Raw genomic sequence first — 15670 nt, forward strand, 5'->3', positions numbered from 1 at the left:
GTCGCTGACGCTCCTCGCACCTCAACCACCGTGAGCGTGGCGGTGCGAGACTAGGCGGACCATGCTGCCCGCCGTTGCTCCCGCCGTTGCTCCCGCCGTCGACGCTGCCTTCGCGGACCTGATCGAGCGAACGGCGGCCGACCTCAGGGGCCCGGTCCTGATGATCACGGACACGGGGGCGAGCGAGCCGGTCGAGCGGCCGGTGTCCACGCTGGTCGTCGCCCGCGACCCTGCTGCCTTGCGCCGCCTGGTGACCGGGCTCGGTGCGCAGCCGTGGTCGCGCGTGGTGGCGCTGCTGCTCGCGGAGTCCCCCGGCGTCGTGCCGCTGGCCGTCCGGCCCGGCTGGGCGAGCCTGGCCGGCCTCGACGCCCGCACCACCCCCGCCGGCGGGGCGGTCACGATCGCGCGCTTCTCCTCGCGGGTGCCCACTCACGAGGTGCTCGCCGCCCTCGCTCGGGGCTGCGCGCTGCCGGTCACCGCAGGCAACGACGGGGTGTTCACCGCGCTGGCCCCCGGCGCCGCGGTGCCCCCCGCCGACGTCACGGCCGCCACGTCGTACGACGCCGAGGCGAAGACGCCCGCGGAGGTCTGGGTCGGCGGCGACACCGTCGCCGCGCTGGAGGAGTCTCCGGTCACCGGTCGCGGGCCGGTCGTCGTGGCCGAGACCGGCGACCTCGCCGTCGGTCCCGTCGACGAGGCGGTCTTCAACCCGCACGGCTTCCAGCAGACGTGGTCCGAGGGTGTGACCGACCTCGACCTCGCGCGGCCGCTCACCTCCGGCCTGGTCCGCGACCTGCGCCCGCACCAGGGGGTGCGGGTCACCTGGCCCGCCGACCCGCGGACGGTGGCCGGGCTCGCGATGAGCGGCGTCCCGCTGGTCGCCGACCCGCCGCGCCACGAGACCCGGGCCGCGCTCGGCGAGGCCGTCACCGCCGCCCTCACCGCGCCGGTCGACCTCGACGACCCGCTGCGCCGTGAGGAGCACTCGGTGCGGCTGCGCCGCGCCGCCCTGACCGACCACTCCACGCTGGCCTGGCGCGGGCGCCTCGCCGCGCGCGCCGGTGCCCGCCACGCGGCGTACCCCTCGGTGAGCGTGGTGCTCGCGACCCGACGGCCCGACCTCCTGGACTTCGCGGTGGGCCAGGTCGCCAAGCAGCGGCTCACCCTGCCGGGCGCCGAGGTCGAGCTGGTGCTGGCCGCGCACCGCTGGTCACCCGACCCGGGCCGGGTGGCCGAGCTGCTCGGCGGGCGGGCCCACACCGTCCTGACGTTCGCGCCCGACACGGTCTTCGGCGACGTGCTCCGCGCCGCGACCGACGCGGCGTCGGGCGACGTGGTCGTGAAGATGGACGACGACGACTGGTACGGCCCCGACGTCCTCGGTGACCTGCTGCTGGCCCGCCGCTACAGCGGCGCCACGCTGGTCGGGATGCCCGCGGAGTTCGTCTACCTCCAGCCGATCGACACCACCGTGCGCCGCCGTGGGGCGTCCGAGGCGTTCGGCACGTTCACCGCCGGAGGTACGACGATGATCGACCGGTCGGTCTTGCGCGGGATCGGCGGCTTCCGGCGGGTCAGCGCGCACGTCGACCTCCAGCTGTTCGGCTCGGTGCTGGCCGCGGGCGGCACCATCTACCGCACCCACGGGCTCGGCTACACGCTCCGGCGTACCGCCTCCGGGCACACATGGGAGACCGGGTTGGGCTACTTTCTGAGCCGGAAGAGCCTGGTGCACCAGTGGCACGGGTTCCGACCGAGCCAGCTGCTCGAGCACGACGCGTGGGAGGCGCCCCGATGACCGGCCCCATGACTGGACAGCCGCGGGTGCGGCGCAACGACTGGGGCTCGCTGACGCCGCCCGAGCTCGGTGCGTGGACGCCGACGCTGTCGGTGAGCGTGGTGATCCCGGCGTACGACGCCAAGCGGCTGCTGCCCACCGTGCTGGCCGGCCTGGCCGCCCAGACCTACCCGGCCCACCTGCTCGAGGTCGTCGTCGCCGACGACGGTCCGGGCCCGCTCGAGCTGCCGGAGGTGCGCCCCGAGCGCACCCGGATCGTGCCGGTGACCGAGGGCTGGGGGCGGGCCAACGCCTGCCACACCGGTGCCCTGGCCAGCGACGGCGACGTCGTGCACTGGCTGGACGCCGACATGCTCGTCGAGCGCGACCACGTCGAGGCGCAGCTGCGCTGGCACCACCTGCTCGACTACGCCGTCGTGCTCGGCCACAAGTGGTTCGTCGACCCGGCCGCGTTGCTCGCGGCGTCGCCGGCGGAGGTGCGGGCGGCGGTCGCCGAGGGCCGCACCGAGGCCTACTTCGAGGGCCAGGACTGGCTCCCGCACGACTGGGTCGAGCAGGTCCACCAGCGCACCGACGACCTGAAGAGCGCCGGGCCCAGGGCCCAGCGCGCGCACGTCGGGGCGACCGGGTCGCTGCACCGCGCGCTGTACGACGAGTGCGGCGGCATGGGCACCATGCTCAAGCTCGGCGAGGACATCGACCTCGGCTACCGGCTCGCCGAGGTGGGCGCGGTGTTCGTGCCCGACCGCGCCGCCCGCAGCTGGCACCTCGGCTTCACGCACGTGATGGAGCAGCGCGAGAAGGTCAACGACCACAACGACCCCTACCTCTGCGACCGGGTGCCCGACATGCGGCCCAAGCGCCGCCTCGGCCGCCTCTACTCCGTGCCGTACGTCGAGGTCGTGCTCGACGTCCGTGGCGAGACCGACCACCACCGCGTGGTCACGACGGTCGACGCGGTGCTCGCCTCCACGCTCTCCGACCTCTCGGTCGTCCTGCTCGGCGACTGGTCGACGCTGTCCGACGAGCGGCGGTCTCCGCTCACCGACCCGCGGCTGGCCGAGCGGCTGGTCCAGGCGGCCTACCAGGGTGAGCCCCGCGTGCGGCTGCTGTCGGAGCTGCCTCCGGGCCGGTGTGAGGCGATGTTCCGGCTGACGCTCGGCGACGCGTCGTGGTGCCCGCTGCCCGAAGCGCTCACCGCGCTGGTCATGCATGTGGAGCGCACGCACCACGGGCTGCGCCAGGTGATGATGCCCGACGGCTCGTCCGCGCGGCTCGAGCGCACGGCCGCCGTACAACGCGCCCGGCGCGTGGCGGGTGCCGACGAGGACCTGGACGCGGTGATCGACGAGGTCTACGGCACCTGGTGGGTCGAGGCTGGGGAGGCGGGCTTCGTGTCGTCGGCCGACCGCTCTGTCCCGCACTACCGGCAGCAGGGCGGGCCGCGGCTCAGCGTCGACGAGGCGTGGGAGCTGGTCGCCCCCACGTCGTCGGGGCCGCCGGCCGGCAAGCCGAAGAAGCAGGCCCCACGCCCGGCGGGCGCGGGCGAGTCGGCACCCGAGGAGCAGCCCACGGCGCCTGCTGCGGGTCTGCTGGGCCGGCTCGGGTCGCGGCTGCGCGGCGCCTGAACCCTGACCCAGCGTGAGCCGTAGGCTGTCGCCCATGTCGACCACCCCCCAGATCTCGACGGCAGAGGTCCTGCCGGCCAAGCGGCGTGTGGTCTTCGTCGTCGGCTCGGGCCGCAGCGGCACCAGCACGATGAGCGGAGCCCTGCAGACGCTGGGGATGCACGTCCCGCAGCCCGAGGTCGCGGCCGACGAGACCAACCCGAAGGGCTTCGGCGAGCCGCAGTGGGTCGTCGACTTCCACGACGAGCTGCTCCGGCGCTGCAACGTCCAGGTCTCCGACTCGCGGCCGCAGGCGTGGTTCGAGGCCGGCAAGCTGGCCAACCTCGAGCCGCTGCGCGCGCGGCTGCACACGTGGCTGGAGTCGCAGTTCGCCGAGGGCGGGCCTGAGCTTGTCATCAAGGACCCGCGGCTGGCGTGGTTCATGGGGCTGTGGCGCTCGGCCGCGATGCGCTGCGACGCGACGCCGGCGTACGTCACCATGCTGCGCCCGGTCACCGAGGTGGTGGGCAGCAAGCAGAAGTACTACGCGTCCAAGTTCGGCGAGGTCAACCGCACCGCCGCGTGGGTCAACATGATGCTCCACACCGAGCGGGCGACCCGCGGGTCGGCGCGGGCCTTCGTCCGCTACCACGACCTGCTCACCGACTGGACGGTCCCGGTCTTCGGGGTCGGCCAGGCCTTCGACCTCGACGCGGTCAAGGCGGCGTCGGCCAACGACATCCGCGCGGTGCACGCGTTCATCGACCCCTCGCTCCGTCGGGTCCAGCTCACCTGGGACGACGTCGAGGTGCCTCCGCGGCTGCGTGAGATCGCCGAGGAGTCCTGGCAGCACCTCGACCGGCTCGCCGACGACGGGGGCGACAACCCCGACACCCATGCCGCGCTCGACGAGCTGCGCGCCGCCTACGCCGACCTCTACGACGAGGCCGAGGCGATCGCCCAGTCGACCGCGCTGGCGGCCCACCGTGACGGGCTCGCCCAGCAGCCGATGCCGGCCTCCCCGGTCGCCCGTCGAAGCACCGACCGGATCCCCCACGCCGTACGCGCCATGGTGCCGGCCAGCGCCCGCCGCGGTCTCCGCAAGGCGCTCGGCCGCGAACGATGAAGGACGCGGACATCCCTTGTGCTGAAGGGGATCCGTCGTACGACGTGCGGTGGGCGTGGCAGGAGCGGAAGCTGCCGATGGGGCTCACCTGCGTCTTCCGCGTGAAGAACGAGGCACGCAACCTGCCGTGGGTGCTGCCGCCGATGTTCGAGGCGGTGCAGCACGTCGTCGTGGTCGACAACCAGTCCGACGACGGCACCCCCGAGGTCGCGGCGCGGGTGGCCGCGGAGGTCGGCGCGACCGACCGGCTGACGTCGACGACGTACCCCTTCCGGGTCAGCCGGGCCGGCGCCGAGCACCTCGCCACACCGCCCGACTCGGTGCACTCGCTGACGCACTTCTACAACTGGTCGTTCGCGCACGTGCAGACGTCGTACTCGATGAAGTGGGACGGCGACATGGTGCTCACCCGCGAGGGCGTGGCGCTGCTGGCCGACCTGTCGTGGCAGCTCGAGGACTCCAACGCGGTGGTGGCGATACCGCGGCACCCGCTGTCGATCGAGAGCGAGTCGGTGGCCTGGATCGACCTGGGCTTCCGGTTCCTGGAGCCGTGGGTCTACCCGATGGGCCCGGAGTTCACGTTCGTGAAGGCCTTCGAGTGGGAGGTGCGGGAGTTCCCGAGCAGCTCCGAGCGGATCGTCGCGCCGGAGGGGCTGTGCGTCGAGCTGAAGTGGCTCGACTCCGACGAGTTCGCGCACTGGACCAGCCTGGACGACTTCGACGCCTCGCGGGCGCCGCGCAAGCTGCGCGAGCTCGAGGTCTACCGGGCGCTGAAGGAGGGCCGCGGCGAGGACGTGCCCGGCGTGGTGCGGATCGAGGCGCCGGCCGGGGTGCACATCATCGACTACGTCACCAACACGTGGCTGCCCCAGGCGCCGCGGCCGCTCGTGCAGCGCCGCGGCCGGATCGATGTCTGAGGCTCCGGCTCTTCCCGAGGCGGTCCGGAAGTTCCTGGACCAGTCGCCGGACTCGGCGTTGCTGGTCACCTCTTTGTCTGCCTCTGCCTCCGCCTCCGCCTCTGTGTCGTCTGGTCGGTACGACCGCGTGCTGGTGTCGCTTCGTGACCGGGGAGACCTGCGTTCGCTGTCGCTCGCCGTCGGGTTGCGGTCCGCTGTCGTCGGCATCTTCCTGTCGGCGGGCGAGGGGGCCTTGACCCTGGTGCCCCGGCCCGAATGGCCTGCCCTGCAAGGGATTCGTGCCCGGGGCGTTGATGGTGGCTGGCTGACGGTGCTCCGGTTCGAGAAGCCGGTCGACGTCGGCCGCGTGGTGGCCGAGCTGGGGCGTCAGGCCGTGTGGCCGGACCGCGTGGGCAACCGGGGTGTGTGGGTCGCGGGGCTCGACTCGCCTCCCGACGGCGTGGCTCTCGATGTCGTGTCGCCTCCTGGTGCTCGGGTGATCGGGCCGTACGACGAGCGCGTGGTCAACCCGATCGGGTTCGACCCGCTTGCCGACGGGCCGGTCGTGTCGCTGTCGTCGCTGGACCTCGCTGACGGGGTGACGGAGGGGCTGGTCGCTGCGCTGCGCTCCGCTGCTGCGGTGGAGGTGTCGTGGGAGGGCGCCGAGGCGGCCGCTGTCGTCGCCGGGCTGGCGCTGGCGGGGGTGCCGCTGCTGGCATCCGAGGTGCCGGCCGGGCTCTTCGACGCCGACCTCGCTGCGGCTCTCACGGCCTCGGTCGACCTGTCCGATGCGCTCGCGCGTGAGGAGCACAGCATCGTCCAGCGCCGGCTGGCGTTCGACCGGTTCTCCACCCTCGCCGCGCGCCGCACCCTCGGTGACGAGACCGACGTACCTGTGGCGGCGCAGGCTGCGGTCAGCATCGTGCTCGCCACCCGGCGTCCGGAGCAGGTGGAGTTCGCGCTGCGCCAGGTCGCCAAGCAGCGCGGCGTCGAGTCGCTCGAACTGGTGCTCGCGCCGCACGGGTTCTCGCCTGACGGTGATCTGGTGCGCGGGCTGCTGCCTCCTCGCGTGGCACTTCAGGTGCTGCCGCAGCCGGAGAGAGTCGCCTTCGGCGACGTGCTCGACGCGGCGTGCCGCGCCGCCGGTGGCGACGTACTGCTGAAGATGGACGACGACGACTGGTACGGCCCCGACGTCGTCGCGGACCTCCTCCGCGCCCGTGCCTACAGCGGCGCCGAGCTCGTCGGCATGGCCGCCGAGCTGCACTACCTGTCCGGCGAGGACCTGACGGTCAAGCGCGGGCACCCCGTCGAGTGCTACGCGAGCTTCGTCGCCGGCGGCACGATGATGGTCGAGCGGGCCCTGCTGCGCGAGGTCGGTGGCTTCCGCTCGGTACGCAAGTTCGTCGACGCCCAGCTGCTCGCCTCGGTCACGGCCGCCGGTGCTGCCATCTTCCGGACCCAGAGCCTCGGCTACCTGTTGCGCCGCAATCCCACCGGCCACACCTGGGACGCCGACCTCGCCTACCTGCTCGACCCGTCACGCGTCCAGCGCACCTGGGACGGGTTCGTGCCCTCCCGGCTCATGGAGATCGGTCCCGAGGACCTGCCGTAGCGTCCCTCTTCTCGGTGCTGGCGGGTCAGCCAAGGAAGAGCATCGCGATCTGAGCGACGAGAACCACCGCGCCCAAGATGCGCCGGAACGGGCTCGCGCCACGAACGGCCTCGTCGAGTGCCCACACCACCAGCGCTCCGCGATGGATGCCGTCGACCGTGCTCGCGTGCGTGGCCGACAGATCGAACCATCCGAGCACCAGCGTGACCAGCCAGACCCACAGCGCCGGGTTGGGCCACTCCCACAGGGTCAGCCGCCCGTCCGCGGCCCGAAACCACCAGGAGGCGGAGCTCGGACGAGCGGTGACGGGGTCTGTCGTCGCGGTGGAGGTCATGCAGCAAAGCCTGCCCGGCCACGGCTCTGCCAACCGGCTGATGGCTGTGACAAGTGACTCAGCTCGCTTTCATGGCGGACTGTCCGACGGTGGTTGAGGTGCGAGGAGCGCCAGCGACGAGCCTCGAAACCACCAAAGGTAAAGTCTCAGAGAGTTTACGAAACCCTTGTGGATGAGGGGTTCTGAGCCCCGTGACTGTCGGTGCCTGGTGCTTGAGTAGGTGTCATGAGCATCAGCGCCGATCACACACCGAGGCACCCGGTTGCCTCGTTCGTGGCGCGCATGCACGACGAGCTCGATCACATCGGCGAGCGCCCGATGTGGTCGATGGGCGACGACGAAACCCGCCACACTCTGGTCGAGGCGACCCGGCTCCTCGCGCGTCTCAGCGCCCTCGAGCTGAAGGTCGCCGCCCACGCCGACCGCAACCAGGTCGGTGACGCGTCCGGTGCCACCTCGGCGGGGGTGTGGTGGGCCAACCACACCCGGATGACCCAGGCCGAGGCGCACCGCAAGATCAAGCTCGCCAAAGCACTCGAGGCCCACGAACCCGTCGGTGAGGCTCTTGCGGGCGGTGACGTCCTGGTCGACCAGGCCCGGGCAATCACCGACTCCGTCGGCGCGTTGCCCGACACCGTCCAGTCGGACGTCCGCACTCGAGCACGTGACTACCTCCTCGAAGCCGCCGCGCACTACGACGCCCGCGCGCTGCGGATCCAGGGCCGACGGATCCTCGACGTCGTCGCCCCCGAGGTCGGCGAGGACGAAGAAGCCAGACAGCTCGCCGCCGAAGAGAAGACGGCAGAGCAGGCCGCCAGACTCACCATGCACGACGACGGCCACGGCCAGACCCATGGCCGGTTCACCGTGCCCACCGAGGTCGCCGACACCTTGCGCAAAGCGGTCCAGGCGATCGCCTCGCGCAAGGCCGGCGGTGAAGGTCTCTCCCCGCACGGCATGGGGCTCGCGTTCGCCGAGTACGTCCGCCGCTACCCCGAAGACAAGCTCCCCACCGCAGGCGGCGTCTCCGCCACGGTCGTGGTCACCATGACCCTGGAGACGTTGATGGGTGGGCTCAAAGCCGCGCAGCTCGACACCGGCACCAGGATCAGCCCCGGCCTCGCGAGGAAGCTCGCCTGCGAAGCCGGTGTCATCCCCGTCGTCCTCGGCGGCAGGTCCGAGGTCCTCGACGTCGGCCGCAGACGCCGCTTCCACACCAAGGCCCAACGGATCGCGCTCGCGGTCAGGGACAAGGGCTGCGCCGCAATGGGGTGCGAACGCCCCGGCTCCTGGTGCCACGCGCATCACTTGATCCCCTGGATTCAGGGCGGCGGCACCTCAGTCGAGAACGGCGTGCTCCTCTGCCCGCGGCACCACACCCTGGCCCACCACCAGGACTATGAGCTCGCTCACCGCCCCGAAGGCAAAGTTGCCTTCAACAAGCGCGAGTAGGCCGCCAATGATTGTCGTCGTGCCGCTTGGGGTCACGGGGTGGGATCACCCGAACCACCGTTCTTGCCTGCCCTGTTCACCGAACGCGTCGAGCTTCGGGCGGTGCAGGCGACTGACCTCCACCTGATGGTCGCGCTGAACGCGGACCCGAGAGTGATGACCTATATCCGAGGCCGGGCCGCGACGGCGGAGGAGACGCGGGTGGAGTGGCGGCGACGCCTGGAGCGTCAGTCAGACCCGGCGCGAGGGCTCGGCTACTGGGCCGGGTTCGAGCAAGGCACGTTCTTGGGGTGGTGGTCGGCGTCGTCGTTCGAGGGCCGTCCCGAGATCTCCGGGATCGGCCACCGGCTGTTTGCGTCCGCGTGGGGCCGGGGCCTGGCCACCGAGGGCGCACGAGCCATGGTCGCGCAGGCTTTCGGCTGCCCCGACATCCAGCGTGTGTTGGCGTCGACCAACGCGGCCAACGCGGGCTCCCAGCGGGTGCTGGAGAAGCTGGGCATGACCCCGTTGGGCGCTAGTCCCCAGAAGGACGACGTGCGCTACGAGCTGAGCCGGGCGAGTCGAGCGGGGTGACGGACAAGTCGGCGCCTCAGCGGCGCCCGAGGCCCCGGGCGGTCCAGCCGGCCTCACGCCAGGCCGGGAGGTCGAGGAGGTTGCGGCCGTCGAGGATCTGCTTGCGGCGTACGACGGCGCCGACCTCGGCGATGTCGACCGAGCGGAACTCCGGCCACTCAGTGAGGTGCAGCACCAGGTCGGCGTCGCGGACGGCGTCGACGGCGGAGTCGGCGTACTCCAGGGTCGGGAAACGGTCGCGGGCGGTCTCGTTGGCCTTGGGGTCGTAGACGGTGACGGTGGCACCACGCAGGTGCAGCCGGCCGGCGATGTTGAGCGCGGGGGAGTCGCGGACGTCGTCACTGTCGGGCTTGAAGGCGGCACCCCAGACACCGATCCGGGAGCGGGAGACACTGCCGCCGAGCATCGCGGTGGCGATCTGGGCGACGCGCTGGCGCTGACGCTGGTTGATGTCGTCGACCTGGCGCAGGAACGTCATCGCGTCCTCGACGCCGAGCTCGCCGGCGCGGTGCACGAACGCGCGGATGTCCTTGGGCAGGCAGCCGCCGCCGAAGCCGATGCCGGCGTTGAGGAAGCGGCGTCCGATCCGGGCGTCGTGGCCGATCGCGTCGGCGAGGTCGACCACGTCGGCGCCGGAGGCCTCGCACACCTCGGAGACCGCGTTGATGAAGGAGATCTTGGTGGCGAGGAACGCGTTGGCGGAGACCTTCACCAGCTCGGCGGTGGCGTAGTCGGTGACGACCAGCGGCGTGCCGGTGGCGAGGATCGGTGCGTAGAAGTCGCGCAGCACCTTCTCGGAGCGTTCGCTGGCGACGCCGAGGACGATCCGGTCGGGCTCGAGGGTGTCCTTGACGGCGAAGCCCTCGCGCAGGAACTCCGGGTTCCACACCAGCTCGGCCTTCTCCCCCACGGAGGAGAGCTCCGCGAGCAGGGCCGACATCCGCGCGGCGGTGCCGACCGGGACGGTCGACTTGCCGACGACGTACGACGGTCGGGTGAGGTGGGGCGCGAGCGAGGCGACGGCGGCCTCGACGTAGGACACGTCGGCGCCCATGCTGTCGGGCAGTTGGGGCGTGCCGACGCAGACGAAGTGCAGGTCGGCGAACGCGGCCGCCTCCTCCATCGAGTCGGTGAACCGCAGCTTGCCGGACGCGACGTGCTTGGCGAGCAGGTCCTCGAGGCCGGGCTCGTAGATCGGCACCTTGCCGGCCGCGAGCAGCTCGCGCTTGCGCTCGTCGACCTCGACGCCCAGGACGTCGTAGCCGAGCTCGGCCATGCAGGCCGCGTGGGTCGCTCCGAGGTAGCCGCAGCCGATGACCGTGATCTTCACGCTCGCGAGTCTAGGAGCCTGCGGTGGCCACGCCGGGGTGAGGCCAGGTTAGCGAGGTGGCCAGGCGGCGAACGATCTCCGTCAGGCGCTCCGGCGAGGTCGCGATGTTGACGCGCACGTGTCCGCCGAGGCCCGGCTGGTAGTCGTGCCCGGGCGAGACCCAGACCCGCCCGCGCTCCTTCGCCACCGCCGCCGGGTCGTCGTGGCCGTAGGCGCGCAGGTCGACCCTGGCGAGGTACGTCGCCTCGAGCGGTCGCATCCGCGCGTCCGGCAGGTGCTCGGCCAGCAGGGTCACGAGCAGGTCGCGCTGCGAGGTCAGCCGCGCGCAGGGCGTCGAGCCAGGCGTCGCCCTGGGTGTAGGCCGCGATCGCGGCGACCACGCCGAGGGGCGACCACGAGTCGTTGCGCACCATCGGCACGTCGACCAGGCGGCGGTGGGTCTCGGCGTCGGCACTGATGATCTGGGCGCAGCGCAGGCCGGCGGTGTTGAAGGCCTTGGACGCGGCGACGACCGCGACCGCGTGGTCGGCAGTGCCGTCGATGTCCAGGTAGGAGACGTGGGTCCCGCCGCCCAGCACCAGTGGCGCGTGGATCTCGTCGGAGATCACCCGGGCGCCGTGGCGCACCACGACGTCGCGGACCCCCTCGAGCTCCTGGCGGGTGAACACCCGGCCCCAGGGGTTGTGCGGCTGCGTCAGCAGCAGGGTGCGGGCGCCCTGCGCGAACAGGGCGTCGAGCCGGTCGAGGTCGAGCTCGGCCCGCTCCGCGTCCGGGTCGAGCAGCAGGTCGACCCGCTCGCGCCCGGTCACCTGCGCGACGTCGAGCTGAGGGGCGTACGCCGGCCCGGGCATCACCATCGGACCCGGGTCGGACAGCACGTCGAGCGCCACCCGCACCCCGGCGGTCACGTCGACCACCGGGATCACCCGCTCGGGGTCGACCTCGTGGCCGAACTGGCGCCGCGCGAACCCGGCGTACGCCTGGCCGAGCTCGCCGCCCATCTCGAAGCGGGGGTAGCCGGTCATCCCGATCGCGATCGCCTCGGTCAGCGCCTCGGCCACGGGCGGCGCGAGCGCGTAGTCCATCTCGGCCACCCACGCCGGCAGCACGTCGGCGTCGGCCATGCCCCACTTGAGCACCAGGGCGCGGCGGGCTTCGTCGTCGGTCAGGTCGCGGATCACGCTCGTGACGCTAGTGCCGCGTGTTCGAAGTAGTTGGGTGTTTGGCGTACTCAGGGTGTGGGCCTCGCAAGGCGGCGGCGCGAAGGCATACCTGGTCGTCTGTTGAGCGTCGCGAACGAAGCGAGGTGCGTGCCATGGGCGCGCGAAGCGCGCAAGAACTTCGGACACGGGGCACTAGCCGCCGGGACCGGCTACAGCGCGGCTGCCACCCGCGTCCCCTGCTCGATCGCGCGCTTGGCGTCGAGCTCGGCGGCGACGTCGGCGCCACCGATCAGGTGCGAGCCGGGCAGCTCGTCGTACAGGTCGCGCACCGACTCCTGGCCGGCACACAGGACGACGTGGTCCACGTCGAGCACCCGCGTGACGCCGTCGACGGTGAGGTGGAGGCCAGCGTCGTCGACGCGGTCGTACGTCGCGCCGCTCACCTGGACCACCCCCGACTGCTTGAGCACGGCGCGGTGGGCCCAGCCGGAGGTCTTGCCGAGACCGATGCCGATCGGGGTCGTCTTGCGCTGGATCAGCGTCACCTCGCGCAGCGGGGTGCGGGGCTTGCGCTCGGTCAGCCCGCCCGGGTGCAGCGACGGGTCGCCGACGCCCCAGTGCGACATCCAGTCGTCGAGGTCCTCGGCCGGGTCGTGGGTGAGCCAGACGCTGACGTCCACGCCGATGCCGCCGGCGCCGACGACCGCGACCCGCTGCCCGGGGACGACGCGGCCGGACAGGACGTCGGCGTACGACACGACCTTGGGGTGGTCGACTCCGGGGAAGTCGGGGACCCGCGGCACGACACCGGTGGCCACCACCACCTCGTCGTACGACGCCAGGTCGGCCGCGGTGGCCTCGGTGCCGAGGCGCACCTCGACGCCGAGCACCTCGAGCCGGCGCGTGTAGTAGCGCAGCGTGTCGGCGAAGTCCTCCTTGCCCGGCACCGCCATCGCCAGCCGGAACTGGCCTCCGAGGGTCGCGGACTTCTCGAAGAGGGTGACCGCGAGCCCACGCTCGGCGGCCGACACGGCGGCGGCGAGCCCGGCCGGGCCGGCGCCGACGACGGCGACCGCGGCGGCCCGGCGGGTCGGCGCGAGGGTCAGGGTCAGCTCGCGGCAGGCGCGCGGGTTGACCAGGCAGCTGGCCTTGCGGTTCTGGAAGACGTGGTCGAGGCAGGCCTGGTTGCAGGCGATGCAGGTGTTGATCTCGTCGGCCCGGCCCTCCGCGGCCTTGGAGACGAAGAACGCGTCGGCCAGCAGCGGCCGCGCCATCGAGACCAGGTCGGCCTCTCCGGCGGCGAGGATCTCCTCGGCGAGCTCGGGGGTGTTGATCCGGTTGGACGCACAGACCGGCACCGACACCGCTGCCTTGAGCCGGGCGGTCGCCGAACGCCAGGCGCCGCGCGGGACCTGCGTGATGATCGTGGGCACCCGGGCCTCGTGCCAGCCGATGCCGGTGTTGAGCACCGTCACGCCGGCCTCCTCCAGCGACGCGGCCAGCTCGAGCACCTCGTCCCACGTCTGCCCTCCCTCGACCAGGTCGAGCAGCGAGATCCGGTAGACGATCGGGAAGTCGGCGCCGACCAGCTCGCGCGAGCGGCGCACGATCTCCAGCGGGAAGCGCATCCGGGCCGTGGCCGAGCCGCCCCACGCGTCGGTGCGGTCGTTGGTGCGGGCCGCGAGGAACTGGTTGATCAGGTAGCCCTCAGAGCCCATGATCTCCACGGCGTCGTACCCCGCCTTGACCGCGAGGGCCACGGACTTCGCGAAGTCGGTCGCGGTCCGGTCGACGCCGCGCGTCGACAGGGCGCTGGGCCTGAACGGGGTGATCGGGCTCTTCTTCGACGACGCCGAGACGCTGAACGGGTGGTAGCCGTAGCGACCCGCGTGCAGCACCTGCATCGCGATCGCGCCGCCCTCGGCGTGCACGGCGTCGGTGACCTCGCGGTGCCGCATCGCCTGAAGCCGCGTGGTCATCTCGGAGGCGAGCGGCTTGAGCCAGCCGCGCTTGTTGGGCGCGTAGCCGCCGGTGATGATCAGGCCGACACCGCCACGGGCGCGCTCGGCGAAGTAGGCCGCGAGGTCGGGGATGTCTCGGCGCCGGTCCTCGAGCCCGGTGTGCATCGAGCCCATCACCACGCGGTTGCGCAGCTCGAGCGGTCCCAGCGTGATCGGGGACAGCAGGTGGGGATAGGCGTTCGTGGTCATGCGTGAGCCTCCAGGTATTCGGTGAGCCAGGCGACCCAGGTCTCCTCGGTGAGGATCCCGCCGCGCAGCACGAGGTACTGGTCGAGGTCGAGCCCGGCGAGCGCGCCGCTCCCGTCGGGGTAGTCGCGCTTCATCAGCTGTCGGTAGTGGTCCAGCCGCACGTGGTGGTCGGCCAGGTTGGCGCGTACGACGTCCAGCACGGCCTCGCGGTCGCCGAACGACGCTCCGCGCATCTTGACCGCGAGGTCGCTGCGCAGCGCGTGGGTCGGCGTCGGCTCGGCCAGCCAGGCAGCCAGCGCCGCACGCCCCGCCGGCGTGACGTCGTACACCTTCTTGTCGGGCTTGCCCGACTGCGACACCTCGGTGGCCTCGACCCAGCCGTCGGACTCCATCCGGCCGAGCACCTTGTAGATCTGCTGGTGCGTGGCGCTCCAGAAGAAGCCGATCGACCGGCCGAAACGCCTGGCCAGGTCCAGCCCCGAGGCGGGCTGCTCGCGCAGGGCGACCAGCAGCGCGTGTTCGAGGGCCATGCGCCGATCGTGGCATGCCTATGCAACGAGTTGCAATCCTCGGAGATGATCGGACGTGGCAAGGGTCACGCCGTGGTCCACCAGATGCACGAACACCACCACACCGCCTGAGCGGAGCCCTACGCTCGACCCATGCGCCTGCGTCGTACCGCCTTCGCCGTCCTGCCCCTGCTCGTCGTCGCCGCGGCGGGCTGTGCGCCCGAGGAGGAGCCGGACAGCGCGGCCGACCCCACGCCGTCCGCGGACACCAGCGAGTCGGGCAGCGACAGCCCGGCTCCCGACGCCTGCGCGACCGAGTCCCTGCCGCTGCTCGAGCCGGGCACGCTGACGATCGGCACCGACTCCCCGGCCTACGAGCCGTGGTTCGTCAAGGACGACCCCACCAACGGCAAGGGCTTCGAGTCCGCCGTCGCCTACGCCGTCGCCGAGCAGCTCGGCTTCAGCGCCGACCAGGTGACGTGGGTGACGGTGCCGTTCAACACGTCGTTCGCGCCCGGCGACAAGTTCTTCGACTTCGACATCAACCAGATCTCGATCACCGAGGAGCGGGCCGCCGTCGTCGACTTCTCCGACGGCTACTACCAGGCCGCCCAGGCCGTCGTCGCGCTGAAGAACAGCCCGGTGGCCGACGTCACCACCATCGCGGAGCTCGCCGACTACAACCTCGGCGCGCAGACCGCGACCACCTCGCTCACGGCGATCCGCGACGTCATCAACCCGGCCAACGACCCGGCCGTCTTCGAGGACACCAACGCCGCCAAGCAGGCGCTGCTCAACGGCCAGATCGACGCGATCCTCGCGGACGTGCCCACGGCCTCCTACATCAGCGACTTCGAGATCCCCGGAAGCGCCGTGGTCGGACAGTTCCAGCCCGAGACCGGTGAGCAGGAGCAGTTCGGGATCCTCTTCGAGAAGGGCAGCGCCCTGGTGCCGTGCGTCAACGAGGCGATCGCGGCGCTCGAGGCCGACGGCACGCTGGAGCAGATCGAGCAGCAGTGGCTCGCCGACTACCTGAGCATCCCCGAGCTCCAGTGAC

13 protein-coding genes are annotated in these 15670 nt (G+C 72.0%); 8 read left to right on the forward strand and 5 right to left on the reverse strand.

Annotated elements, in window-relative coordinates:
- Positions 1-61: 61 nt before the first annotated feature.
- From BLR90_RS11485 to BLR90_RS11505, 5 genes are all read left to right on the forward strand, one after another.
- Entirely contained in the window at positions 62-1798 is a 1737-nt protein-coding gene (locus tag BLR90_RS11485) for a hypothetical protein (RefSeq protein ID WP_091025355.1), read from the forward strand.
- Entirely contained in the window at positions 1795-3426 is a 1632-nt protein-coding gene (locus BLR90_RS11490; protein ID WP_170254370.1) for a glycosyltransferase, read from the forward strand. Before BLR90_RS11485 ends, BLR90_RS11490 begins: the two co-directional genes overlap by 4 nt.
- Positions 3427-3460: 34 nt before the next feature.
- Positions 3461-4531, forward strand: a complete 1071-nt coding sequence (locus tag BLR90_RS11495) for a sulfotransferase family protein (RefSeq protein WP_091025357.1) — start codon at positions 3461-3463, stop codon at positions 4529-4531.
- Positions 4528-5448: a glycosyltransferase family protein gene (locus tag BLR90_RS11500; protein ID WP_091025358.1), complete on the forward strand. Its 921-nt coding sequence runs from the start codon at positions 4528-4530 to the stop codon at positions 5446-5448. Before BLR90_RS11495 ends, BLR90_RS11500 begins: the two co-directional genes overlap by 4 nt.
- A gap of 103 nt (positions 5449-5551) precedes the next feature.
- Positions 5552-7042 carry a glycosyltransferase family 2 protein gene (locus BLR90_RS11505; protein WP_143016195.1) on the forward strand — a complete coding sequence of 497 codons (1491 nt, stop codon included), beginning with the start codon at positions 5552-5554 and terminating at the stop codon, positions 7040-7042.
- Positions 7043-7067: 25 nt separating this feature from the next.
- Here the strand turns inward: BLR90_RS11505 and BLR90_RS11510 are convergent, their stop codons facing one another.
- Positions 7068-7376 carry a hypothetical protein gene (locus tag BLR90_RS11510; RefSeq protein ID WP_091025360.1) on the reverse strand — a complete coding sequence of 103 codons (309 nt, stop codon included), beginning with the start codon at positions 7374-7376 and terminating at the stop codon, positions 7068-7070.
- Between the two features lie 225 nt (positions 7377-7601).
- Here BLR90_RS11510 and BLR90_RS11515 point away from each other — a divergent pair, with 225 nt between their 5' ends.
- Positions 7602-8828, forward strand: a complete 1227-nt coding sequence (locus BLR90_RS11515) for an HNH endonuclease signature motif containing protein (protein WP_091025361.1) — start codon at positions 7602-7604, stop codon at positions 8826-8828.
- Between the two features lie 39 nt (positions 8829-8867).
- A complete protein-coding gene (locus tag BLR90_RS11520; protein ID WP_281245391.1) occupies positions 8868-9401 on the forward strand; it encodes a GNAT family N-acetyltransferase in 534 nt (177 codons plus the stop codon).
- A 16-nt stretch (positions 9402-9417) separates the two neighbouring features.
- Here the strand turns inward: BLR90_RS11520 and BLR90_RS11525 are convergent, their stop codons facing one another.
- The 4 genes from BLR90_RS11525 to BLR90_RS11540 all read right to left on the reverse strand — a co-directional run bounded on the left by BLR90_RS11525 (position 9418) and on the right by BLR90_RS11540 (position 14634).
- A complete protein-coding gene (locus tag BLR90_RS11525; RefSeq protein WP_218029506.1) occupies positions 9418-10731 on the reverse strand; it encodes a UDP-glucose dehydrogenase family protein in 1314 nt (437 codons plus the stop codon).
- A complete protein-coding gene (locus BLR90_RS11530) occupies positions 10728-11912 on the reverse strand; it encodes an aminotransferase class I/II-fold pyridoxal phosphate-dependent enzyme (protein WP_091025363.1) in 1185 nt (394 codons plus the stop codon). The genes BLR90_RS11525 and BLR90_RS11530 overlap by 4 nt, the downstream gene beginning before the upstream one ends.
- A gap of 191 nt (positions 11913-12103) precedes the next feature.
- On the reverse strand, positions 12104-14104 hold the full coding sequence (locus BLR90_RS11535) for an NADPH-dependent 2,4-dienoyl-CoA reductase (RefSeq protein ID WP_091025364.1): 2001 nt from the start codon (positions 14102-14104) through the stop codon (positions 12104-12106).
- Complete coding sequence (locus BLR90_RS11540) at positions 14101-14634, reverse strand: PadR family transcriptional regulator (protein WP_091025365.1); 534 nt, start codon at positions 14632-14634, stop codon at positions 14101-14103. The genes BLR90_RS11535 and BLR90_RS11540 overlap by 4 nt, the downstream gene beginning before the upstream one ends.
- 132 nt (positions 14635-14766) lie before the next feature.
- On the opposite strand from BLR90_RS11540, the gene BLR90_RS11545 reads away from it, so the two are divergent.
- Complete coding sequence (locus tag BLR90_RS11545; RefSeq protein WP_091025366.1) at positions 14767-15669, forward strand: ABC transporter substrate-binding protein; 903 nt, start codon at positions 14767-14769, stop codon at positions 15667-15669.
- Position 15670 lies beyond the last annotated feature (1 nt).

Source organism: Nocardioides szechwanensis (assembly GCF_900103935.1).
Lineage (GTDB): Bacteria > Actinomycetota > Actinomycetes > Propionibacteriales > Nocardioidaceae > Nocardioides > Nocardioides szechwanensis.

Bases quoted from the DNA above. Each gene is read 5' to 3' on its own strand.
- BLR90_RS11495 (WP_091025357.1), top strand. From the start codon at position 3,461: ATGTCGACCACCCCCCAGATCTCGACGGCAGAGGTCCTGCCGGCCAAG.
- BLR90_RS11490 (WP_170254370.1), top strand. From the start codon at position 1,795: ATGACCGGCCCCATGACTGGACAGCCGCGGGTGCGGCGCAACGACTGG.
- BLR90_RS11535 (WP_091025364.1), bottom strand. From the start codon at position 14,104: ATGACCACGAACGCCTATCCCCACCTGCTGTCCCCGATCACGCTGGGA.
- BLR90_RS11500 (WP_091025358.1), top strand. From the start codon at position 4,528: ATGAAGGACGCGGACATCCCTTGTGCTGAAGGGGATCCGTCGTACGAC.
- BLR90_RS11510 (WP_091025360.1), bottom strand. From the start codon at position 7,376: ATGACCTCCACCGCGACGACAGACCCCGTCACCGCTCGTCCGAGCTCC.
- BLR90_RS11540 (WP_091025365.1), bottom strand. From the start codon at position 14,634: ATGGCCCTCGAACACGCGCTGCTGGTCGCCCTGCGCGAGCAGCCCGCC.
- BLR90_RS11515 (WP_091025361.1), top strand. From the start codon at position 7,602: ATGAGCATCAGCGCCGATCACACACCGAGGCACCCGGTTGCCTCGTTC.
- BLR90_RS11545 (WP_091025366.1), top strand. From the start codon at position 14,767: ATGCGCCTGCGTCGTACCGCCTTCGCCGTCCTGCCCCTGCTCGTCGTC.
- BLR90_RS11485 (WP_091025355.1), top strand. From the start codon at position 62: ATGCTGCCCGCCGTTGCTCCCGCCGTTGCTCCCGCCGTCGACGCTGCC.